The sequence below is a fragment of the Achromobacter sp. genome (genome assembly GCF_032102605.1).
Taxonomy (GTDB): domain Bacteria; phylum Pseudomonadota; class Gammaproteobacteria; order Burkholderiales; family Burkholderiaceae_B; genus Achromobacter.
This window is the reverse complement of the sequence record NZ_DAMDGT010000009.1, coordinates 112,642-135,732: the sequence shown is the minus strand read 5'-3', so window position 1 is coordinate 135,732 and position 23,091 is coordinate 112,642. Positions and strand designations below refer to the sequence as shown.

Below are 23,091 nucleotides of genomic sequence, written 5' to 3'. Positions count from 1 at the left end.
CTAACCGGAGTCTCTCCTATGTGCGGCATTGTTGGCGCCGTCGCCCAGCGCGACATCACCCCGATCCTCGTTGAAGGCCTCAAGCGCCTGGAATACCGCGGCTACGACTCCTGCGGCGTCGCCGTCTACGCCGACGGCCACCTGCGCCGCACGCGCAGCACGCAGCGTGTCGCCGAGCTGGCCGACCAGGTTGCGCAGGACAAGGTCCAAGGCTTCACCGGCATCGCCCACACCCGCTGGGCCACGCATGGCGTGCCGGCCACGCACAACGCCCACCCGCACTTCTCGCGCCTGGGCAACGACGAGCCGCGCATCGCGCTCGTTCACAACGGCATCATTGAAAACCACGACGAACTGCGCGCCGAGCTGCAGGCCGTGGGCTATGTCTTCGAAAGCCAGACCGACACCGAAGTCATCGCGCACCTGGTGAATCATCTGTACGCCGGCGACCTCTTCGAGGCCGTGCAGAACGCCGTGCGCCGCCTGCATGGCGCCTACGCCATCGCCGTGTTCTGCCGCGACGAACCGCATCGCGTCGTCGGCGCGCGCCAGGGCTCGCCGCTGGTGGTGGGCGTGGGCCAGAACGAAAACTTCCTGGCCTCCGACGCGCTGGCGCTGGCCGGCACGACCGACCAGATCATCTACCTGGAAGACGGCGACGTCGTCGACCTGCAACTGTCGCGCGTCTGGATCGTCGACGCCGCGGGCAAGAATGTCGATCGCGAAGTGCACACCGTGCAGGTGCACACCGGCGCCGCTGAACTGGGCCCCTATCGCCACTACATGCAGAAGGAAATCTTCGAGCAGCCCCGCGCGGTCGGCGACACCCTGCAAGACATTGAATCCATCACGCCCGAACTCTTCGGCGACGACGCCTACAAGATCTTCAAGGACATCGATTCCCTGCTGATTCTGGCCTGCGGCACCAGCTACTACGCGGGCCTGACCGCCAAGTACTGGATCGAGTCCATCGCCAAGATCCCGGTCGCCGTTGAAATCGCCAGCGAATACCGCTATCGCGACAGCGTGCCGAATCCCCGCTCGCTGGTGGTCACCATCTCGCAATCCGGCGAAACCGCCGACACGCTGGCCGCCCTGAAGCACGCGCGCTCGCTGGGCATGGAACACACGCTGACCATCTGCAACGTGTCCACCAGCGCCATGGTGCGCGAGTGCAAGCTGTCGTACATCACGCGCGCCGGCGTTGAAATCGGCGTGGCGTCGACCAAGGCCTTCACGACGCAGCTCACCGCGCTGTTCCTGCTGACCCTGGCGCTGGCGCAAACGCGCGGCAAGCTCACGGAAGAGCAGGAAGCCGAACACCTGAAGGCCCTGCGCCACCTGCCGGCCGCCATCGGCTCGGTGCTGGCGCTGGAACCGCAGATCATGGCCTGGGCCGATCGCTTCGCGACCAAGGAAAACGCCCTGTTCCTGGGCCGCGGCATGCATTACCCGATCGCCCTGGAAGGCGCGCTCAAGCTCAAGGAAATCAGCTACATCCACGCTGAAGCCTATCCCGCCGGCGAACTCAAGCACGGCCCGCTGGCGCTCGTCACCGAGCACATGCCGGTGGTCACCATCGCGCCCAAGGACGAGCTGCTGGAAAAGCTGAAGTCCAACATGCAGGAAGTGCGTGCGCGTGGCGGCGAGCTGTATGTCTTTGCCGACGCCGACAGCAAGATTCAAAGCGCCGAAGGCATGCACGTGATCCGCATGCCCGAGCACTACGGCAAGCTGTCGCCCATCCTGCACACGGTGCCGCTGCAACTGCTGTCGTACCACACGGCATGCGCGCGCGGCACGGACGTGGACAAGCCGCGGAATCTGGCGAAGAGCGTGACGGTGGAGTGATGCGGGGATTTCTGGATTTCGGCGGATAACGAGGAATAAAGTCGGTCGCAGCGCCGACTTCCTTCTACTCCTTCGATCTACCGCCGTATCAGCTTTTACCCATTGCAAGGGCCGCGTAAGCGGCCCTTGTTCATTTTTGGCACGAGGTTCAGCTCAGCAGGAGCGTATCGATTGTTCGCGGATCGAATACTGGCTGCTGGCATGGCTTCACTTCCACTTTCATAAAGAAAATGTTCGAATTCGAAGCACTTACCTTTTGGATGGAGGGTGACACATGATCGGCTGGTGGATCATCGTATCGACAGGCAGCCCCGAGGAACGCGACCGCGCCACCCCGGAAGCGCGTCGTGCTGCCATCTTGGCGCAGTGGGAAACGGGCGCTGGCGGCATCGATTGGATCGAGCACTTGACGCAAGTTCGCAAGGCCGCCAAGTATGCCTCTGGCGGCTATCCGAACCGCTACGCCGCACGCGCTCGCGATGTGCTGCCATTGATCGAAGGCGGCGGTATCTTGCCCTCCAAGGATGGCGTCTGGATCTTCGGCATCGACGAGGGCGAGGAATACGCGCAGCCTCCCGGTTGGATAGGCAAGGTCCAGGTGCATGCCGACCGTGTGGCGGCATGTTCTCCCGATCAGATCCTGACAATTGATGCCTGGGATCAATCCTGACTGTCATTGAGGACGCCACGTCGTAACCCGCAGCCCGAGCTTGGCCGGCGCCGCGTTCAAAAATGTCGACCGTGCGCACTCCGCGCGTCAGGGGCCGTCAGCGTTGGCGCCTCTTTGATCCTGGCCTCGGGCCGAGCTATTTCGTGAAGGAGATCATCAAGGTATCCCGCGATATCTCCAACCTCCGTATCGGCCTGGGATGGTGATGTCATCCGCACGCAGCTGCTTGCCGTCGATCAGGCGATACACCTTCCACTCGCGGGGGCGTGTGAAGCACTTCCAGCGCAATTCTTCCGTAAACGTCGAACTTCATGGCATGTCCACGTGGTTATGCGCTCCGTGGTTGCGGTCGCTGCGGGCCCCTAAGCGGCCAGACGCGGGTATCCGTGCGGTGACGCGAATGCTGGCTTTCGACCCGGAGCGGGCATTCTCCGGCCCGCGAGACAACGCAATTTTGAACGGTCGAGCCCGGTGGGCTATATCAATTGCTGTCTCGTCCGTGCGGACACAGCCGAGGCAGATTCCTTACGTTCGCTGTAACGGTCTACTAGGTATGGCGCGACATCGCGTGTGAGAAGAGTGAACTTCATGAGCTCCTCAATGACGTCGACGAGTCGGTCATAGTAGGGCGAGGGCTTCATTCGACCGGCATCGTCGAATTCTTGGTAAGCCTTGGCGACGGATGACTGATTCGGGATGGTCAGCATGCGCATCCAACGCCCCAGCACTCGCATTTGGTTCACAGCGTTGAATGACTGTGATCCGCCTGACACCTGCGTGACCGCCAGCGTCTTGCCTTGGGTAGGGCGCACGGCACCAACTGACAGAGGGATCCAGTCGATCTGCGTCTTCATCAATCCAGTCATCGCGCCATGCCGCTCTGGAGAGCTCCACACCATTCCTTCCGCCCATTGGACCAGCTCGTGAAGCTCTCGGACCTTTGGATGGTCTTCGCTGGCGTCATCGACCAGCGGCAGCCCAGAGGGGTTGAACAGCCGGGTTTCGCCACCGAGGGCCTGGAGCAGTCGCGCGGCCTCCTCGGCGACCAAGCGGCTGTAGGAACGCTCGCGCAAGGACCCGTACAGCAGCAGGAAGCGAGGCGCATGGGTAGCTCGCGCGGGCGAAAACAACTCGGCCGTGCTCGGTTGTACGAGCAGTGACGGGTCAACGTTCGGCAAATCGGCGAGAGCTTTAGACACGATTGCCCTCGGAGTCGATCAGGGGCTCGCCATCTTCCTTGTTGAAGGCACCACGTTGGGCCTGGGGCAGGATGTCCAGGACTGCTTCCGACGGCCGGCACAGCCGAGTGCCTAGCGGCGTCACAACGATGGGGCGATTGATCAGGATCGGATACTGGAGCATAAAGTCGATCAACTGTTCCTCAGTCCATTTCGGATCCGACAGACCCAGTTCATCGTAGGGCGTTCCCTTTTGGCGCAGCACGTCGCGCGTTGGTATGCCCATCGCGGCAATCAGCTTCTTTAGCGTTTCGGCGTTGGGTGAAGTTTTCAGATACTCGATGATTGTCGGCTCTTCGCCGCTGTTTCGGATCAGCCCGAGGACATTGCGGGATGTCCCGCAAGCAGGGTTGTGATAGATCGTGATGGGATTCATGACATCTCTCTGTCGATACAAAACTAGAATTTCAATTGGGCGTGGGGCGCGCTCTCAACGCCAAGAGCGCGCTGAATGCTGCCAAGCCAATGCCACCGGATAGCCATAGCGCGTTGGCTCCCCAGGAGTCCACGGCAAGACCGAAGAGATACGGGGCAGCCGCTTGCGCGACCCGCGCCGGCATCATTAACCAGCCCTGGCGAGCTCCATAACCCTGAGGGCCGAACAACGCCAGGGGCAAAGTTCCCTTGGCGATGGTCAGAATGCCGTTTCCCGCCCCGTGCAGAATGGCGAATACCGGGGCCATCGCTGGGCCGCCGATCAGCAGCACAGCAACGCCGGCGGGATGTGCAAGCGCCGCCAGCCGGGCCGATAACAAGGGATGAACTTGGCGCAGGAAGCCAAACTCAAGAAGGCGTCCGGCCACCTGTGCGGGACCGATTAGCGCGCCTACTGCCACCGCGGCTGTGAGCGTGGCACCTGTGGCTTCGAGCATTCGCGGCAAATGCGTGGCCATTGCCGTGCTGATGAACCAAGTGGACGCGAAGACGAAGGCAAGAAGGGCCGTGGCGTGCACCTGCTGTTTCGGCTCGGGAGCAAGTGGAGACGATTCAACGTGTGCATTGTTGGAGGCATTTGGGGTTTCTGCCTTCGAGACGGCCGCCTTAGGGAGCCAGGCATTCAGCGGCAGGCCGACCAATAGATGCAAACCTGCCCAACCCAGACAAGCGCCGCGCCAACCGAACTGCGCTTCCATCCAGGCGGAAAGCGGCCATCCCACGGTGCTGGCGAACCCTGCAATCAGCGTAATCCCAGTGATGGCGCCACGGGCATGATGACCATAAAGGCGCACAAGGCTGGAAAAGGCCGCTTCGTAGAGTCCGGAGCCCATCGCTACCCCGATAACAAGCCAAGCGGCAACCATCGTCCACAGCCCTTGAGCGCCGGCAAGCATCCCAAGCCCCAACGCAAACAGCAAACTTGTGCTGACTAGGACGATTCGCCCACCGCGACGATCAATCGCTTGTCCTGCCGAAGGGCCTACCAGCGCTGAGGCGACCATGGCGATCGAAAAGGCCGCGTATACCGTGGGCGTGGATACACCCACGTCGCGGGCTATCGGATCTGCCAACATCGCGGGCAAATAGTAGGTAGACGCCCAGGCCAGGGTCTGGGCGGATCCCAGGGTTCCGACTACGCGAATAGGGGCGCCGGGCACGAATCAGTTCCGCTTTGCGCCGGCGTCGTACCAGCCTTTGCTTTGATTGACGATACGCACGACCAGCAACATCACGGGCACCTCAATAAGCACGCCCACGACGGTCGCCAGGGCAGCGCCAGACTGGAATCCGAACAGGCTGATCGCGGCGGCGACGGCAAGCTCAAAGAAATTGGATGCGCCGATCAGCGCAGACGGGCACGCAATGTTGTGCTTCTCTCCAACGCGGCGGTTGAGCCAGTACGCCAAGCCCGAGTTGAAGAACACCTGGATGAGGATCGGCACGGCCAACATTGCGATCACCAGAGGCTGGCCGATGATGGCTTCGCCTTGAAACGCGAACAGCAGTACCAGTGTCAGGAGCAGCGCCGCCATCGAGAACGGCCCGATTCGCTCCAGCGCTGCTTCAAACGCCATCTGGCCGCGGCGAAGCAGTGCGCGGCGCCAGAGCTGGGCGAGAATGACCGGGATCACAATGTACAGCCCGACTGACACCAAGAGCGTGTCCCAAGGCACGGTGATGGCCGAAAGCCCCAGCAGCAATCCAACCACGGGCGCGAATGCGAAAACCATGATTGTGTCGTTAAGCGCCACCTGGGACAGCGTGAAGGCCGGATCGCCACCGGTCAACCGGCTCCAGACGAAAACCATGGCAGTACACGGCGCCGCGGCCAGGAGAATCAGGCCGGCGATGTAGCTATCCAGTTGGTCGGCGGGCAACCAAGGGGAGAAAATCTGGCGGATGAAAAGCCACCCCAGGAAGGCCATCGAGAAAGGCTTGACGGCCCAGTTGATGAAGAGCGTCACGCCGATGCCGCGCCAATGCTGCTTGACCTGGCCTAGTGCACCGAAGTCCACTTTGAGCAGCATCGGAATGATCATCACCCAGATCAGGATTCCAACCGGAAGGTTGACCTGGGCGATTTCCAGGCGCCCAATCGTCTGGAACAGTGCGGGCATGAGCTGGCCCAGGGTCACACCCAACACGATGCAGAGAAAGACCCAGAGCGTGAGGTAGCGCTCGAAAACACTCATCCCAGGACGTTGGCGCTGAGCCGGCGCCGCCTGTGTACTGGACGACATCGGTCTACTCCTGCAGTTTGCCGATACCGCGAAGCTCCGTCTGGAGCGACATCGCGCCAAGGCGGCCAAGCGGTAAAGACAGCAATAGTTCGATGCGACGCTTGAGCATGCGTGCTACATCGTGGAACGCCTTGATGCGTTCTTCTTCGCTTCCCTCATGCGCGGCCGGGTCCGGCACGCCCCAATGCGCAGTCATTGGATGGCCGGGCCACACGGGGCAAACTTCACCGGCTGCGTTGTCGCATACCGTGATGATGAAGTCCATCTTTGGGGCGTCCAGGGCAGCGAACTCATTCCAGCTCTTGCTACGGTAACCATCCGTCGGCAGCGAATACGATTTGAGGGTGTTCAGTGCCAGGGGATGGACTTCGCCCTTGGGCGTACTGCCGGCGGAGTACGCCCGGAAACGATCAGCACCCAGGCTGTTGAGCAGCCCCTCGGCCAGAATTGAACGCGCGGAATTACCCGTGCAAAGAAACAGCACGTTGAAAGTGGAGTGCGACATGGAGATTCCTAGCAGCAGCGAGTGGAGGTGTTTGCGTTCGGGGTGCAGCAACTGGTGGGCGCCAGTGCTTTCATCGGCTGTGCACAGCAGGCCGGTGTAGCGGCCTGGCCGGCTGGCGCGCCGTGCGACTCGCCATAGACCGGAATAGCGCCGAGTGTGTGAAAGTGTTCCCAGGCCAGACCTTGCGGATCGGTGATCCAGTATTTCTCGCTGCGGGCGTAGCAGCAGGATGTTTCCCCCTGATCTTCGATGGTCAGGCTGGCAGCCTCAGCGCTGGACTTCAGCGCTTCCAATTCCTCGGGGCAATCGGCCTGAATCCCGAAATGGTCAACGCCTCGGCCAGCGCCGCGCGTTGAAATCGCAAAATTCACTCGAGGGTCGTCAAGCATCCACTTTGCGTAGTCCAATTCGACGCGGGTCGGCCCTTGGGCGAACAATTGGGAATAGAAGCCAATGTTTTTCGCCAGGTCGTCGACGTGCAAATGAACATGAAAGCGCTTCATGGGGAACTCCTGGTTAGCAGGTCGTGCAGTTGGCGACGCCGGAAGCCTCGCATGGCGCACCTTCGCAACAGTGTTCGGTGAGGTAGCCGAGCAACCCATTCATCCGAGAAAAATCGGCGCGGTAGATCAGATTGCGGCCCTGCTGCTCGACACTTACCAAGCCAGCATGCAAGAGCTCTTTCAGGTGAAAGGACAGTGCATTCCTTGCGACGCCGAGCTGGTCCGCAAGCACGCTGGGCGTTAGACCGGGATGGCCGGCCACGACCAGGGCGCGGAATGTGCGTAGCCGCTGAGGGTGGGCAAGGCCTGCGAGAGCAGCGATGGCTTGTTCTTCGTTCATTGTTCAACGATACAACAATAATTGAACTAATTGAGGGTTTATGTGATGCGTTCACTTTCGAGCTTTTGTCGGGAAAGCGTATGGCAGCTCTTGGCCGATAACGGGCTCACACCAAATAACTTTGGCGCAAGAAAAGACCGCATTCGCGGTCTTTTTCAATATCTGCTCGAACAAGCCGTTCTCATGGGCCTCGCTGCGCCCAAAATGCGACAGCCCCGCACCAAGCGGGCTTTATAGTCCAGGAAACCTGTTTCCCGCGCTTTTGGCAGGACCGACCGTGTCGGTAGGCAGCACATTCCCATGAACGCGCCGGCTAATACGTTGTACGTTACTGGCGCGGCTACCTTGCCGCATCGAACACCTCGATCAGGACGCCGCCAATAGCAACGACGTCCCCACTACTGTCCGTCCATTTCCTTCTTTTTCTGCTTCTCCTTTTTTGCTCCATCGTAATGGGACTTGATGGCGAGAAACATGAACGTGCCCAACACGAGGACCTTGAACGTACCTAAGACTACAGGGACCCAAAAATTCATCACTTCCTCAAAATGCTGCTTCAGCAGCTTCATTTACTACGCGCGGGCCGGGCAAAGACAAACGGGCGATAGCCGTGAGGGCCACGAAAAGCGTCAGCCCCGATCCCACGGGTGTGAGGTCACGCGGCTCGATTCCAAACTTGTGCTGCGGAGTGAAGAACACCGACTCTCTCGTCCAGACAAACTCGCGTGGTTATCGCTATCAGCAGGCGCTGTAGACGGAATCTCGAAGTTGCCTGCCGAGCCTTCGTCCAGGAGGCTCGTTGCAAAAATCGGCGGTGCTGAACGAGGTCAGGCGGGGCAGAGCGAGCGTTATACTCCCTACAAGCTTCTAAATTTTACCGCCAAAATCCATACAAGAAGTTGAATTGTGGGACTTGTATGGATTCTCTTCTTCCGGAAGCGCTGCAAAACCTCACATCCAGATAAGACATGTCCCTCTCACGTCGCCTGAAAAAAGCAAACATGTCTTGGGTGCGACCCCTCGCCGCGGGCTCTGGCTCTCGCTACCAGCAAATCGCGACGCAGATCGTTACGGCGGTGGAGGACGGTGTGCTTCGGCCAGGCGACCGCCTGCCCCCGCAGCGCGAACTGGCCCAGGCATTGGGGGTGGATCTCACGACCGTCACTCGCGCGTACACGGAAGTCCGCCAGAAGGGACTTTTGGAAGCTCAGGGAGCAGGCGGGACGTACGTGGCCTATTCGGGGTCCGCTACAGGGGACACGATTGATCTGGGGATGAACATCCCTCCTTTGCTCGGCAGTGCGGAGTTTTCGCACATGCTTGCGCAGGGCAGTGGCGCAACGCAGGTAGCGGCAAGCTCGATGGATCTGATGAGCTATCACGTGGGTGCGGGGGCCGGTCGGCATCGTGCAGCGGGGGCGAAATGGCTGCGGCCGATGATCGGCGACACGGACATTGAGCGGATCGTGGTTTGCCCTGGTGCTCAAACCGCTATCGCGGCACTGCTTCTGGCCAGGAGCAGTGCCGGAGATGCCATTGCTTGCGATGCGTTGACTTACCCCGGCTTCCTGGCCGCGGCCCGCTTGCTCCAGCGCGTGGCCGTAGGGGTGAAGTCAGACGAACTTGGAATGGATCCTGTCGACCTCGAGCGCGTGTGCGAACAACATCGTCCCGCAATGCTGTACTTGAATCCGACGATTCAGAACCCGACTGCGTTGACGCTGTCCACCGAGCGACGAACAGAGCTGCTGCGTGTTGCCGAAAGATATGCGCTGCCAGTCATTGAGGATGATCCCTACTGGCTGCTGGCCGATCGTCCGCCGAGCCCGATGTTTTCATTGGCCGCCAACACGTCTTCGACGCCGGTTTACTACGTGTCGACGCTATCCAAATGCATCGCGCCAGGCCTTCGTACCGCTTACTTGGTCGTGCCTTCTGGTGAGCCGCTGAGTCCGGTTCTTGATGCCCTGCGTTCGCTGGCGCTGATGCCCACTCCCTGGATGTCTGAAATGGCGTCGACCTGGATTGAGTCGGGCGCTGCGGTTCAATGGCTGGCGCAGATCAAGAGTGAGCTGCGCCATCGACAGAAAATCGCGGCATCTATCCTGCCTGGGAATATCCAGGCCGACCCGAATGGGCTGCACCTCTGGCTCCAGTTACCGCGTCATATCGACCTCTACCGACTAGCACAGACGGCGCTGGAACAAGGTGTGAGCGTCACTGACTCGGAGTCATTTTCCACGGGGTCGTCCAGCCCCGTGGCGCTTCGTGTGTCATTGGGCGGCGCTATTGATCGAAGCCGCCTGACGCACGGTCTGACCCGGTTGGCGGAGTTGCTCCACGGCGACCTCGCCAGGCGGGTTTCGAACGTAGTCTGATTCGCCGAGACGTTCTGTCTCATCCCGCGCAAAAGTGGGATTCTGCTGATTCTCGGGGCTGCGTTCGCGGCCCGGTGGCCAGCACGCTGGGCCTGCGAGGGCGCGCGACCTTCAAGGCGAGCAGCACCGAAGGCACGCTGCGCGGCCTGCTCGGCTGGCGTCATGCGTTCGGCGACGTGACGCCGCGCGCGACGATGGCGTTCGACGGTAGCCAGGCGTTTACGGTGACGGGTGCGCCGATCGCGCGCGATGCAGCCGTGCTCGAACTGGGCGCCGACGTGGCGGTATCGCGCTCGGCCACCATAGGCGTGTCCTACGCGGGGCAGTATGGGGACGGCAGCCGCGAGCATGCGGGGTCGATCGACGTTCGCTGGCGGTATTGAAGGGACGGCGACACGAGTAGCCCGCCCAACCCAATGACGTTCCGGTAGCTGCCCAACTGCAACAAGAAGAAGTGGTGAGGCGATCCGGGGCACGGGGCCGGCTTCCAAGCAGGCGCCTTACGTGACCGGATCCGCCCTCCTTGGCCGAATCTACGGGTCGAACTATCCGTGCCCCGTGTCAGAGGCATGACATACAGACGCCAGAAAACTGGAGTCTATGTAGGGTTTTCCCCATAGTTCACGGCATTGCATTGGCGAACCACCGCATATCCTTGCTACGTGGAGAGACATGCCGGCGTTCACCGGCCCCAATAAGCTGCACCGTCCCATCCGGCCATCGACATTGGCCGCGCGTTCCCGCGCGCATTCGTTGCATGTTGCGGGCCGCAAAACTATAAGGAATGCACGTTGGTTCTCTCCAATCTGAAAATTGGCACTCGTCTTGCGTTGGGCTTTGCCCTGGTTCTCGTTCTGTTGATCGCCGCATCGCTGTTCAGTACATATCAACTGCGCACGCTTGCCGAAGCCAATCGCGCGTTGCTGGAAATGCCGCTTACCAAAGAACATCTGGTGGCGGACTGGAATCGAAATGTATTTGGCGCAATCCGCCGCACGACGGCCATCGTCAAAAGCGCGGACGATTCCCTTACCGCGTTCTTTGCCGAAGACACGAAGAAGGTTTCGCAGTCGACGAGTGACATCACCAAGCAGATCGAGCCGTTACTGGAAGGGCAGGCGGAAAGGGATCTTTACGCGGAGATTTCGGGCGTGCGCCAGCGGTATCTAACTGCGCGGGATTCCGCCATGCGCGAGAAGGCCGCGGGCAACTCGGCCGAAGCAATCCGAATCCTGGAACAGGATTACCTGCCGGCTGCGCAGCAGTATGAAGACGCGTTGAGCAGGTTCACTGCCCTGCAACGCGACAGTATCCGGGACACGGGCCACGCCATTGACCAGAGCAGCGATCACGCAGCGCAGTGGCTGTTCGCGATTTCGGCGCTGGGCGTGCTGTTCGGCGCCGGTTGCGCATTTGTCATCTCGCGCGGTGTCGTTCGCCCCATCCACTATGCCGTGCAGGTGGCGGACACTGTCGCCGCTGGCGACCTGACACAGCGAATCGAGTCGCGCTCGACGGATGAGACCGGCCGATTGCTGCAAGCCCTGCGCACCATGAATGCCAACCTGTCGCGCACGGTGTCGGGCATTCGCAGCGGCGCCGAGACCATCTCGTCCGCCTCGTCCCAGATCGCGGCGGGCAATGCAGACCTTTCCTCCCGCACGGAAGAGCAGGCGGCGTCGCTGGAGGAGACCGCGGCGTCCATGGAAGAAATGGCGTCCACGGTGAAGCAGAATGCCGAAAATGCGCGCCAGGCGAATAACCTTGCGGCCAGCGCATCCGCGGTGGCTGGACGCGGAGGTCAGGTAGTGTCCGAAGTGGTGGAGACCATGACCGCGATTTCCGCGAGCTCGAACAAGATCTCCGAGATCGTTTCGGTGATCGACGGCATTGCCTTTCAGACCAACATCCTGGCGCTGAACGCCGCCGTGGAAGCCGCGCGCGCCGGTGAACAGGGCAAGGGATTTGCCGTCGTGGCCAGCGAGGTGCGGTCGCTTGCCCAGCGCAGCGCCAATGCCGCCAAGGAGATCAAGGTGCTGATCGAAGATTCCGTGTCCAAGGTGAGCGTGGGGGCCGCCCAGGTGGAACGCGCCGGCGCAACCATGCAGGAGATCGTGACGTCGGTGAAACGCGTGACCGACATCATGGACGAAATCACCACGGCATCCGAGGAGCAGTCCAGCGGTGTGGACCAGGTCAACATCGCGATTTCGCAAATGGACGAGGTGACGCAGCAGAACGCGGCGCTTGTCGAGGAATCCGCCGCCGCGGCGGGCGCCATGCAGGATCAGGCCAATGAACTGGTTCGCGCCGTGGCCACATTCAGGATTGGCAGCGGTCAGATCATCGACGCCTCGGCTATTGAGCGTGCGAAACTCAAGGGTGCGCCGGGTTTGACCGCGGCGATGATGAGTTAACGATCGACTTGGGGACCTGGATCGACTCCAGGTCCGTATGAATCAAGCCCTGCCTCGTACCGCATCCGGTCCAGCGCGCAGGCGCCTGTGTTAACCAGGCTTTTGCCGCCTGCCGGCATAGAGCTGTTGCGCGCGGTGACAAGGCGGCGTCGACGAGCAAAGCGGCGGCGCTCTTTCGCCGGGATTCGTGGCAGGACACCGCGCGTTTCCCTGAAAGGGCCACCAAGGCGACGTAATTAATATTTACGAAAGTGGCTTTACGTGTTTGCCGCAGGTCTAGGTCGTTTCCATATATTTCGAAGACGTTGGAAAAATTCGCAATTGCGATAAGCCGCCAAAAGACCTTGGCCGGTATCCGAAACCGCGTTTTCCAGGGGGTTGGATGGTATCCGACACGTCGATATACATAATAGGTTTAGTAAGTCTTCGGACGTTTCTACCAATATAGGATGTATGCCGTAGACCTATTTGAATAATTAATCGGATATATCCCCGTTTATTATTGGTGACGCAAAAAAACCGTTATACATTGCCTCCTTTTTTCGCGAGCCGACCCTAAATTCACGCAAGCTGCATTATTACTTACCGATACTTTTTATACAGGTCAGTAATGCGTGAAAAGGAAGCTCGATTGAGATTCGGAGGAATCACGTTTTGGCAAATAACACGAAGAAGTGGCTGACGGCGACGCTCGCGCTGAGCGCGTCCTACGGCGGCAGCGTCACGGCAGCGGACCTGACTGTCGGGACGGGTAATACGCAGGTATTCGACGGATCGGCCAACTTCCCCGGTGGCGTCGACGTCAACGGCGGCACGGTGGTGATTGGTGGCAATGGCGGCGGCGCCGGGGTCGCGATTGGCGGGAACGTCAACGCGACGTCGAACGGAACCGTCGCGGGCTTCGGCTCGATCAATGGCGACCTGAACGTGTCGGGTGCGCGAGTGGCGCCCGGATACTGGATCGATACGCCGACCGGGGTCTCCAACGGCAATCTCGTGGTCAACGGCAACCTGTCGATGAACAACGCCGTGTACGACTTCGAGACCGGCTACGCCGGACCGCCCATCACGCAGCCTGGCACCGGCGACAACATCGCCGTCGGCGGCAACGTCGCGCTCAACAACACGACGTTGAACGTGAAGGTGAGCACGGTGGGCGCGAACGCCGGCTTCTACCGCATCATGTCCTACGGCGGCTCGTTGAGCGGCAATGGCTTGACGTTGGGCACGGTCTCCGGCGACTCGACGCCCGCGGCGACGATCCAGACGCTGACGGACGACAAGCACATCAACCTGGTCCTGGGGCCCAGCACGACCAACCTGTGGAACGGCAATGGCGTGGCGTCCGCCGCGCGAGCGGGCGGCGGCGACGGCACGTGGACCGCGGCGAGCGGCAACTGGAACAGCCCGACCAACGCCACAGGCGCCCTGCCCGATGGCGGCTACGCGATCTTCACGGGCGCGGCGGGAACGGTGACGGTCGACGGCAGTGCCGGTCCCGTGCGCGTGTCGGGCCTGCAGTTCGCCACCGACCGGTACCGCCTGCAAGGCGCGCCCATCACGCTGGTTGGCGCTGGCGGCAACCCGCCCGTGATCGTCGTCGGCGACGGCACGTATGCGGCGGGCAAGTTCGTCGAGGTCATCGACAACCCCTTGGAAGGCACGCAAGGCTTCGTGAAGACCGGCGTCGGATCGGTGATCCTGAACGCGGACAGCAGCAACCTGAGCGGTCCCATCTTCATCGCGGACGGCGCACTGGAAATCAACGGCAAGCTGAACGGTCCGATGGATATCGGCCGCGAGGTGGTGCTGGCGGGTGTTGGACAAGTGGGCAGCACGACGCTGTATCCCACTGCCGTCATTTCCCCGGGTAACGATGGCACGCCAATGGGCACGCTTACCGTCAACGGCAATCTCAGCTTCGGCCAGGACACGATCTATCGCGTGCATGCCGATCCCACCAGCAGCACCAGCGACCGCATCCATGTGACTGGCGTCGCGACACTGGATGGCACCGTCGCGCATGTGGGTCCCAATGGCAACTACGCGCCGCGCACGACGTACAACATCCTGACCGCCGACGGCGGCGTCCAGGGCCAGTTCACCGGCGCGTCGAGCGCGTATGCGTTCCTGACGCCGACGCTCAGCTACGACGCGAAGAATGCGTTCATGACGCTCACTCGCAATGACGTGCCGATCGGCAGCGTGGGCGGCTCCGACAACCAGACCAACGTGGGCAATGCGCTGGACCAGGAAGATCCGCCCGTGGCCGGCAATGGTTCGTCCTCGGCCGGTAACGGATCGTCCTCGGCCGGCAATGGATCGTCTTCGGCCGGCAGTGGTTCGGCTTCGACGGGCAGTGGCTCGGCTTCGACGGGCAACGGCTCGACGTCGACCGATAACGGCTCGACCTCGGCAGGCAACGGTTCGACGTCGACGGGTAATGGTTCGACCGCGGCGGGCAACGGCTCGACCTCGACGTCAACCAGCAACGGTTCCACCTCCACGGCCAACGGCACGACCGGCAGCGCTGCGGCCGACGCCAACGCCGACACCGCACCGACCGGGAGCAATTCTTCGATCGTCGCCAGCGGCAATGGGGCCGGCAAGACGACGGGCGCCAGCCAGGTGACGGCGGCGGTCCTGACCATGACGCCGGACCAGGCGCGCGCCGCCTTGAAGCAGCTTTCCGGCGAGGCATACGCCAGCACGGGCAGCGTGTTGCAGGGCCAGGGCGACGCGGTGCGCACGCTGCCGTTCTCGCACTTGCGCGGCAACCTGGATGCGCCCGCGCGCGCCGGGCGTCCGACGGCCCAGCTGGGTGCGTCCTCGTCCGATGCGTTGCCGCAGAGCGGCGCTTCGCCGATCTGGGCGCAGGCGTTCGGCAACTGGAGCACGCTGAGCGGTGACGGCAACGCATCGACCGTGCGCCAATCGGCTGGTGGACTCTTCGTCGGCGGCGACGGCGCCGTGGGCGGCGGCTGGCGCCTGGGTGGCGCGGTCGGCTACACCGGCAGCCACAACTCGGTGGACGATGTGTCGTCGCGCATGAGCGTCGACAGCTACACCGCGACGGTCTTCGGCGGCAAGAACTTCGAAGCCGGTCCGGGGCACTTCCGCTTCATGGCGGGTGCGGCCTACACGTGGCACGAGATCGACTCCAAGCGCAACATCGCGATCGGCAGCCTGAACCAGCGCCTCGAGTCGTCCTACAACGCCTCGTCGACTCAAGTGTTCACCGAACTGGGCTACAAGCTTCCGCTGGGCGACGCTTACGCCATCGAACCGTTTGCCGGCGTGGCCTGGAACCAGGTCCGCACGCGCGACTTCCAGGAGTCGGGCGGCACGGCGGCCTTGCACGGCGAAGGCAGCACGGATGACGTGACGAGCACCACGCTGGGCCTGCGCGGCGCCATGCTGATCGGTACCGACGATGCTCCCGGCCGCCTGACCGCGACGCTGGGCTGGCGCCATGCGATGGGCGATGTGAAGCCTGCGCAGAAGCTGGCCTTCGAGGGCGGCAGCACCTTCACGGTGTCGGGCGTTCCCATCGCGCGCGATGCGGCGGTGCTGGGACTGGGCGCCGAAGTGTCGATCACGCGCAACACGACGGCTGGCGTTGCGTATGACGCGCAGTTTGGGGGCGGCAACCGCCAGCAGGCGGGCATGTTCAAGTTGATGACGCGCTTCTAAGTCTGCATGGCGCGTGCCCGGATGAACGCCCTGCGGGGGCGCGATTCCAGGCGCTGCCGCGCTCTCCTGCCCCTTACGCGTCAACCGTGCGCCGTAAGGGGCAGTTCATTTGATGAGGCCGGGAGGCAGGGGCAGACCATCTGCTCTTGCCAATCTTTCCATCGCGGCTTCCAGGATGACGCGCGCCTGCCCGGCGGCGCGTCCCAACTCGTTGTGCAGTTGTGCGTCGTCCTCGTTGCGGGATGCGCACTGCGCGCTGTAGCGTTCGAAACTTCCCACCATCAGCAGCAGGTCGGCCAGGTGCTTGGGGCATTCGCACGCCAGTCCGCTGCCGGACGCCATGATGTTAAAGAGCGCGTCTTCGTCGAAGCGTAAGTCGGATGTGGGCAATGGCGGCGCGGGCGGCAGCCGGTCGCCTGCCAGCGCCGAGCGGCACAACGACAGCAGTTCGCCGACGTCCGCGGGAACGCGAGCGGCCAGACACGCATGCGCGCGCAGGGCGCGGATCGTCGCGCTGGCGCAGAATCGGTAAAGGACGACGACGGCGGCGCCGTCGCAAGCCCGCGCGGCTGACAGGATCAGCGGCAATGCGCTGTCATGCAGCTCGGACAGTTCGATCACCAGCACTTCGACGTCAGCGAGCGGCGACGTGAGCGCGACCTGATCGAGGTGGGACCAGCTGTGTTGCACGACCAGGTCCGATCCGTCGCGGTTGCTGGCGGCAATGCGCCTGGCCAAATTTGCCCCGACCACGCCCACTTTCAGCGGTCCCGCCGCCTTCGGCCGCCCCGCCGCCGCGCCGGCCAGTTCTTGCAACCGGTCGACGGACATGGGCGCCAGCACGCCGATCGCGTGGCCTTGATCGACGAGTTGCTTGAGCAGGCTCAGCCGGCGGACCTGTTCCGCGGAGTACAGCCGCTGGCCACGCGCGGAGCGTTCGACGTTGGAAAGGTTGTAGCGCCGCTCCCAGACGCGCAGGGTTTCTGGGGAAAGCCCTGCCAGGCGCGCGGCCACGCCGCTGCGGTAGGTGATGCGGCCGTCATCGGAGACAAGATCCTTGGATTCCATGGCATTTCCTTATGACCCGGTATTGAACCGATGTTGTCGGTTCAAGACATGGACGAGGCGATAGCTGCGGCGTAGATTTTGATTTCAAGCGGTTCAATTTTCCTGTTTAACGCCGCTTCTGGGAATCCCGCCATTGCGGGATGTTGATTGGACAAGGAGTCAATCATGAAACGTCTTCTGGCAGGAATTTCGTTCGCCCTGGCGCTGGGCACGGCCCAGGCCGCCGACATCGTGGATACCGCCAAATCGGCGGGGTCGTTCAATACCCTGGTTACCGCCGTGCAGGCGGCCGGCCTGGTGGACACGTTGAAGGGGCCCGGCCCCTACACGGTTTTCGCGCCGACCGACGAAGCCTTCGCCAAGGTGCCGAAGGACAAGCTCGATGCGCTGCTGAAAGACAAGGCGGCGCTGACCAAGGTGCTGACTTACCACGTCGTGCCGGGCAAGGTCATGGCAAAGGACGTCAAGGCAGGTCCTGTAAAGACCGTCGAGGGCAGTTCGCTGACCGTGAAGGTGAACGGCGGGACAGTCATGGTGGATAACGCCAAGGTCGTGAAGACCGACGTCGTTGCGGACAACGGCGTCATCCATGTCATCGATACCGTGCTCATGCCGAAGTAGGCGGGCGCTGATGAAGTCCGGCCTTGATAGGCCACTGCGGTCGGTGGCCTATCCTTTTTTCGCTGGTACATTCAGGTCGGAACTGTCGCTCTGCATGGCAAGCTCCCGAAATTCAGTTGGCGTCGGTGGGATGCTCTCGCAGCGCTCGCATGGCCGCGGCCTCGGCGCCCGGCATGAGCAGCAGATCTTTTGACATCACGGCATTGATCTGAAGAATGCGCGCGATGCAGCCTGTCCAGCCGGTCTGATGGCTGGCGCCCACGCCAGCGCCCGTGTCGCCATGGAAATACTCGTGGAACAGCACCAGATCGCGCCAGTGCGGATCCAGCCATACCGCTTGCTCTGGACCGTTCGACGGTCGGCGGCCATCGCCATCGCGAAGGAAGATCCGGGACAGGCGGTCTCCCAATTCCCGGGCAACTTCCAGCAGCGACATCAGGTTTCCCGAGCGGGTCGGACATTCAATCTTGAAGCCGTCGCCGAAGTACGTGTACAGCTGGATCAGCGACGAATAGAGAAGAAAGTTGATCGGCATCCAGACAGGCCCGCGCCAATTGGAATTTCCGCCAAACATGCCGGTATCGGATTCGCCGGGCACGTAGGTCACTCGATGCTCTTGCCCCGCATGGTGAAAAACATAAGGATGCGCAAGGTGGAAACGCGACAGCGCACGGATGCCATAGGGTCCGAAGAATTCGTCCTCGTCCAGCATGCGCGCCAGGATGCGTCGAATCTTGAAATCGTTGGCGGTGGCCAGCATGCGACGATTGACGATGCCGGGTTGTTGAGGCAGGTGGGTGTTGGCCGCAAGCTCGCCGTGGCGTTCCAGGAATAGCCGGGCGCGAGCCCGGAAATTCGGCAGTTTGGCGAGTATGTCATCTTCAAAAACGGCGACGGCGGCAAGCGGCAGCAGACCGACGATCGAACGCACCTTCAGACGCTTGGCGCTGCCGTCCGGCAAGCGGAGCACGTCATAAAAGAATCCATCTTCCTCGTCCCAGGCTTCGTCCTCGTGTTCGCCGACACGGTCCAGCGCGCCTGCGATCAGCAACGTGTGCTGGAAGAATTTCTCGACGAACTCTTCATAGAGCGGTTCGTGCAGCGCGAGTTCGACGGCGATGCGCAGCATCTGCTGGCTGAAAAACACCATCCAGGCCGTGCCGTCGGCCTGATCAAGATATCCGCCCGTGGGCAGGGGGGAAGAACGGTCGAACACTCCGATATTGTCGAGACCGAGAAAGCCCCCATCAAAAACATTGGCGCCGGCCCGGTCCTTGCGGTTGACCCACCATGTGAAGTTCACCAACAACTTGGAGAACGCATATTTGAGGAATTCGATGTCTCCGCGCCCGTCGCGGCCTTCCTTGTCGAGAACGTAGAGTTGCATCGTCGCCCAGGCATGCACCGGCGGATTCACATCGCTGAAGTTCCACTCGTAGGCGGGAAGCTGGCCGTTGGGATGCAGGTAGTCATTGCGCAGCATCACGTCGAGTTGCTGCTTGGCAAAGTCCGGGTCAACCGCGCTCAACGGAACGATATGAAACGCCAGGTCCCAAGCGGCGTACCAGGGGTACTCCCATTTGTCCGGCATCGAGATGATGTCGTCGTTGAACATATGGGCCCATTCGCTGTTGCGTACGCGACGGCGCTCTCGTAGCGGCAGGTTGGCGCCCGCGCCGTGTTCTTCGAGCCATAGGTCGAGGTCATAATAGAAGTACTGCTTGGACCAGAGCATTCCGGCCAGGGCCTGCCGCATGACATTCGACCGGTCGCGATCGTCGCGAATGGCGAGCGGTGTGATCGACGTATAGAAATCGTCTGCCTCCATCAGCCGGTCCGCGAAAACGTTATCGAAGCCGTCGAATGGCGCCAACGCTTCGCCGGGAGGGCGGGTCGTCAGGCGCAGCCGGACGACCTTGTTATCGCCGCCGCCGACATCAAGCTGGTAATGACATGCCGCCTTGGTTCCTGTCCTGGCCGGATTCACCGCGGCGGCGTCGCCCCGGACGATGAAATCATTGATGCCGTCCTTCGTGTAGGGCGACGCGTTGGCCGTGCCGAACAGCCGGGCGTTGTTGGTCTCGTTCTCGGTGAACAACAGCGGGACGTCGGCGTCGCAGTAGAGATAGTAGTCACCCAGCGGTTGCTGAAGCAGTGTGCCGTCCTGATGCGCGTGAATCGTGGCCTGGCCATTTATTCCCGCGCTTTCGACAAGGGGCTTCGAGCCACCCTCCGCGTACGACCATGTGTTTCTGAACCACAAGGTCGGCAACAGGTGCAAGGGTGCAGCGCGATCCCCACGATTGAATACGCTGATCCGCACCAGCAAGTCTTCGGGGGCCGCTTTGGCGTATTCAACAAAAACGTCGAAATAGCGGTTGTCGTCAAATACCCCGGTGTCCAGCAGTTCGTACTCGGGTTCGCCTCTGCCGCGGCTGCGATTGGTCTCGACGAGGTCTGCATAGGGATAGGCGACTTGCGGATACTTGTACAAATACTTCATGTACGAATGCGTGGGCGTCGAGTCGAGATAGAAGTAGTGCTCCTTCACGTCTTCACCGTGATTGCCCTCGTTGTTCGCCAAGCCGAAGGCGCGCTCTTTCAGAATCGGATCGCACCCGTTCCAGAGCGCCAACGCAAAACACAGCACTTGGTGGTCGTCGCTGATGCCGCCCAGACCGTCCTCTCCCCAGCGGTAGGCGCGTGATCGCGCTTGGTCATGCGTGAAGTAATTCCAGGCGTCGCCGTGCTCGCTATAGTCTTCCCGGACCGTCCCCCACTGGCGTTCGCTCAGGTAAGGACCCCATTTTTTCCAGGCGGCATGCTTCGACTGTGCTTCGGCAAGCCGTTGCTTTTCTCCTTGATGGCGCATGGGATCTCTCCGAAGTCCGCACAATCAATATTCGCTCTTTGAGGTCAATATGCAAAGGGAGAGACCGACATCCGGGCCGTCCGGCGATTCGAGCAAGGTTACAGGGTCGTGCCGCCCAGGAAGCGCCAGGGGCGCGCGCGTCGCCGCTCAATCCCCCGATTGCGAAATCGACCGAATGACATCACCAAGCCACCGCACGGTCGGATCGTTGTCGCGGCTTTGGTGCCTGACCATCACGACGTGGTTCGCCGGCAGGGCGATCGGCAACTCCAGCGCCGCCAGACCGTGCTCGCGGCGCCATGAGTCGGCCAGCACCTTGGGCACGGTGGCGACCGCCGGCATCGCTTTCAATACGGGAGGCACGGATGCAAAGCTGGGCACGGTGCAGACAATGCGTCGCTGGAGGCTGCGCAAGGCCAGCGCCTCGTCGACGATGCCACGCGAGGCGCCGCGGTAGGTGACCATCACCTGGGGGAGCGCCGCGAATTGCTTCAACGTCAGTTTCCCCGCCTTCCCAATAACGTCGGGGCGCGCAACGCAGCTGTATGGCACCGTCGCCAGGACCTCCGCGCGTTGCCAGTTCGGACCTCCTGAAAACGGGCCGATGGCAAGGTCGATTTCTTCCCGCTGCAGCATGTCCGTGACGCGGAAACGATCCGTCGCCAGCACGGCCAGTCGCACATGCGGAGCCGCTGATGCAAGCCTGGCCAGCAAACCCGGCAGCAGCCAGGCGTTCACCCAATCCATCACGCCGATAGTGAAGCGGTGCTCGCTCGTTGATGCGTCGAACTGGGGCCTTTGCAGTACGACCGATTGCACTTCTGCCAGCAGGGGCATCAATTGCGACTGCAATTCCAGCGCACGGGGGGTGGGCCGCATGCTGCCGGGGGCTCGGATCAGCAGATCGTCCTTGAACAACTCGCGCAGACGCGCCAGCGCGCCGCTGACCGCCGGCTGGCCCAGATGGAGGCATTCCGCTGCCTTGGACACGCTTCTTTCGCGCAGCAGCACCAGCAGCGTCACCAGCAGATTCAGGTCGACGCCGCGTAAATCATTTTCCCTGATATTTTCGATCATTTCATTCGATTTGCGTGATGGGTCGTCCTATTGAATCATGGAAGCCCATTGAATCAAACCACCACGACAATGATCATGAAACTCCGTTCCCGTTCCTTGCAGGCCGCGCTTGTGATTGCACTTGGCACCGCCGGCTTCGCCCAGCCGCTACCTGTCCAGGCGGCTGCGCCGATGGTAAAGACCCAGGCGCCAGGGTTCTACCGCATGATGCTCGGCGCTTTCGAAATTACCGCATTGAGTGACGGCACCGTGGACCTGCCCGCGGAGGCGTTGTTGCACGCCCCGGCGAGCGATGTCGCCCGGCACCTGCGGGAACATCACCAAAACAGTCCGGTGGAAACATCCATCAACGCCTATCTGGTCAATACCGGGGCCAAGCTCGTGCTGATCGACACGGGGACTGGCAGCCTGATGGGGCCGGAGCTGGGCAAGCTCGAGGCCAGCCTTCGCGCCGCGGGTTACCAGCCCGAGCAGGTGGACGAGATTCTGCTGACCCATGCGCATCCTGATCACGTCGGCGGGTTGACGGCGGGAGGCAAGAGGGTGTTTGCCAACGCCATTATTCGCATTGAGCAGGACGAGGCGAGCTACTGGATGTCGCCGGAGCGGATGGGCAAGGCGCAGGAAATGGCGCGCGGTTTCTTCGAGGGTGCCATCGCGTCGCTGACGCCGTATGCGGACGCGGGCAGGATCGCACCGTTTCGCGCGGGAGCCCAGCTATTGCCTGGAATCAGCGCGATCACGGCGCATGGCCATACCGTGGGCCATACCGTCTACGCGGTGGAAAGCCAGGGCCAACGCATGCTGGTGATCGGGGACCTTATCCACGTCGGCGCCGTTCAGCTCCAGAATCCGCAGGTAACGATCGCGTTCGACATGGACGAGAAGGCGGCGGCGGCAACCCGCCTGAAGTTCTTCAGCGATGCGGCTCGCAGCGGTGAGCTGATCGCGGCGTCGCACCTGTCGTTCCCCGGAATCGGCCGCTTGATCAAGACCGGGGAGTCGTTCCGTTGGGAGCCCGTCAGCTACACCACCCAGTTCACGTCCGCCACGCCGTGATCGGCATCCAAGCCGGAGGGGCGACTAATGCTTGATAGCGTCCGAACCTTGAGAGCGTCCGAATTGCGCGTGAAATACACGCATCTTGCGTGAAATGCACGCAAATTCGATCGGCCATGAT

Annotated in this window: 20 protein-coding genes; 8 read left to right on the top strand and 12 right to left on the bottom strand. The window is 61.8% G+C overall.

Annotated elements, in window-relative coordinates:
• Positions 1 to 18: 18 nt before the first annotated feature.
• Together glmS and RT614_RS20220 are read left to right on the top strand one after the other, a co-directional pair.
• A complete protein-coding gene (gene glmS, locus RT614_RS20225; protein ID WP_313623911.1) occupies positions 19 to 1,851 on the top strand; it encodes a glutamine--fructose-6-phosphate transaminase (isomerizing) in 1,833 nt (610 codons plus the stop codon).
• A 274-nt stretch (positions 1,852 to 2,125) separates the two neighbouring features.
• A complete protein-coding gene (locus RT614_RS20220) occupies positions 2,126 to 2,521 on the top strand; it encodes a hypothetical protein (RefSeq protein ID WP_313623910.1) in 396 nt (131 codons plus the stop codon).
• Between the two features lie 476 nt (positions 2,522 to 2,997).
• Here the strand turns inward: RT614_RS20220 and arsH are convergent, their stop codons facing one another.
• From arsH to RT614_RS20180, 8 genes are all read right to left on the bottom strand, one after another.
• On the bottom strand, positions 2,998 to 3,720 hold the full coding sequence (gene arsH, locus RT614_RS20215; RefSeq protein WP_313623909.1) for an arsenical resistance protein ArsH: 723 nt from the start codon (positions 3,718 to 3,720) through the stop codon (positions 2,998 to 3,000).
• Positions 3,713 to 4,135 (bottom strand): arsenate reductase (glutaredoxin), encoded by a 423-nt coding sequence (arsC, locus tag RT614_RS20210; RefSeq protein ID WP_313623908.1) that lies wholly within the window; start codon positions 4,133 to 4,135, stop codon positions 3,713 to 3,715. Before arsC ends, arsH begins: the two co-directional genes overlap by 8 nt.
• Before the next feature lie 31 nt (positions 4,136 to 4,166).
• Positions 4,167 to 5,354: an MFS transporter gene (locus RT614_RS20205; protein WP_313623907.1), complete on the bottom strand. Its 1,188-nt coding sequence runs from the start codon at positions 5,352 to 5,354 to the stop codon at positions 4,167 to 4,169.
• A 3-nt stretch (positions 5,355 to 5,357) separates the two neighbouring features.
• Positions 5,358 to 6,437 carry an ACR3 family arsenite efflux transporter gene (arsB, locus tag RT614_RS20200; RefSeq protein ID WP_313623906.1) on the bottom strand — a complete coding sequence of 360 codons (1,080 nt, stop codon included), beginning with the start codon at positions 6,435 to 6,437 and terminating at the stop codon, positions 5,358 to 5,360.
• A 4-nt stretch (positions 6,438 to 6,441) separates the two neighbouring features.
• A complete protein-coding gene (locus RT614_RS20195; RefSeq protein ID WP_313623905.1) occupies positions 6,442 to 6,942 on the bottom strand; it encodes an arsenate reductase ArsC in 501 nt (166 codons plus the stop codon).
• Positions 6,943 to 6,950: 8 nt separating this feature from the next.
• A complete protein-coding gene (locus RT614_RS20190; protein WP_313623904.1) occupies positions 6,951 to 7,445 on the bottom strand; it encodes an ArsI/CadI family heavy metal resistance metalloenzyme in 495 nt (164 codons plus the stop codon).
• A 13-nt stretch (positions 7,446 to 7,458) separates the two neighbouring features.
• Complete coding sequence (locus RT614_RS20185) at positions 7,459 to 7,785, bottom strand: helix-turn-helix transcriptional regulator (RefSeq protein WP_313623903.1); 327 nt, start codon at positions 7,783 to 7,785, stop codon at positions 7,459 to 7,461.
• Positions 7,786 to 8,183: 398 nt separating this feature from the next.
• A complete protein-coding gene (locus RT614_RS20180; RefSeq protein ID WP_313623902.1) occupies positions 8,184 to 8,354 on the bottom strand; it encodes a hypothetical protein in 171 nt (56 codons plus the stop codon).
• 399 nt (positions 8,355 to 8,753) lie between these two features.
• Here RT614_RS20180 and RT614_RS20175 point away from each other — a divergent pair, with 399 nt between their 5' ends.
• The 4 genes from RT614_RS20175 to RT614_RS20160 all read left to right on the top strand — a co-directional run bounded on the left by RT614_RS20175 (position 8,754) and on the right by RT614_RS20160 (position 16,273).
• Complete coding sequence (locus RT614_RS20175; protein WP_313623901.1) at positions 8,754 to 10,163, top strand: PLP-dependent aminotransferase family protein; 1,410 nt, start codon at positions 8,754 to 8,756, stop codon at positions 10,161 to 10,163.
• A gap of 74 nt (positions 10,164 to 10,237) precedes the next feature.
• Positions 10,238 to 10,546, top strand: a complete 309-nt coding sequence (locus RT614_RS20170; RefSeq protein ID WP_313623900.1) for an autotransporter domain-containing protein — start codon at positions 10,238 to 10,240, stop codon at positions 10,544 to 10,546.
• A gap of 408 nt (positions 10,547 to 10,954) precedes the next feature.
• Positions 10,955 to 12,580 carry a methyl-accepting chemotaxis protein gene (locus tag RT614_RS20165; protein WP_313623899.1) on the top strand — a complete coding sequence of 542 codons (1,626 nt, stop codon included), beginning with the start codon at positions 10,955 to 10,957 and terminating at the stop codon, positions 12,578 to 12,580.
• 654 nt (positions 12,581 to 13,234) lie between these two features.
• Entirely contained in the window at positions 13,235 to 16,273 is a 3,039-nt protein-coding gene (locus tag RT614_RS20160) for an autotransporter outer membrane beta-barrel domain-containing protein (RefSeq protein WP_313623898.1), read from the top strand.
• A 105-nt stretch (positions 16,274 to 16,378) separates the two neighbouring features.
• On the opposite strand, the gene RT614_RS20155 is transcribed toward RT614_RS20160, so the two are convergent.
• Together RT614_RS20155 and RT614_RS20150 are read right to left on the bottom strand one after the other, a co-directional pair.
• Positions 16,379 to 17,341 (bottom strand): MerR family transcriptional regulator, encoded by a 963-nt coding sequence (locus RT614_RS20155; RefSeq protein WP_313623897.1) that lies wholly within the window; start codon positions 17,339 to 17,341, stop codon positions 16,379 to 16,381.
• Positions 17,342 to 17,382: 41 nt separating this feature from the next.
• A complete protein-coding gene (locus RT614_RS20150) occupies positions 17,383 to 17,508 on the bottom strand; it encodes a hypothetical protein (RefSeq protein ID WP_313623896.1) in 126 nt (41 codons plus the stop codon).
• Between RT614_RS20150 and RT614_RS20145 the strand changes: the two genes are divergently transcribed.
• Entirely contained in the window at positions 17,507 to 17,962 is a 456-nt protein-coding gene (locus RT614_RS20145) for a fasciclin domain-containing protein (RefSeq protein ID WP_313623895.1), read from the top strand. The genes RT614_RS20150 and RT614_RS20145 overlap by 2 nt on opposite strands.
• Positions 17,963 to 18,074: 112 nt before the next feature.
• On the opposite strand, the gene RT614_RS20140 is transcribed toward RT614_RS20145, so the two are convergent.
• On the bottom strand, positions 18,075 to 20,834 hold the full coding sequence (locus RT614_RS20140; RefSeq protein WP_313623894.1) for an MGH1-like glycoside hydrolase domain-containing protein: 2,760 nt from the start codon (positions 20,832 to 20,834) through the stop codon (positions 18,075 to 18,077).
• 147 nt (positions 20,835 to 20,981) lie between these two features.
• Positions 20,982 to 21,911 carry a LysR family transcriptional regulator gene (locus tag RT614_RS20135; protein ID WP_313623893.1) on the bottom strand — a complete coding sequence of 310 codons (930 nt, stop codon included), beginning with the start codon at positions 21,909 to 21,911 and terminating at the stop codon, positions 20,982 to 20,984.
• Positions 21,912 to 21,959: 48 nt separating this feature from the next.
• Here RT614_RS20135 and RT614_RS20130 point away from each other — a divergent pair, with 48 nt between their 5' ends.
• Positions 21,960 to 22,970 carry an MBL fold metallo-hydrolase gene (locus RT614_RS20130; protein ID WP_313623892.1) on the top strand — a complete coding sequence of 337 codons (1,011 nt, stop codon included), beginning with the start codon at positions 21,960 to 21,962 and terminating at the stop codon, positions 22,968 to 22,970.
• The last annotated feature ends 121 nt before the right edge of the window (positions 22,971 to 23,091 follow it).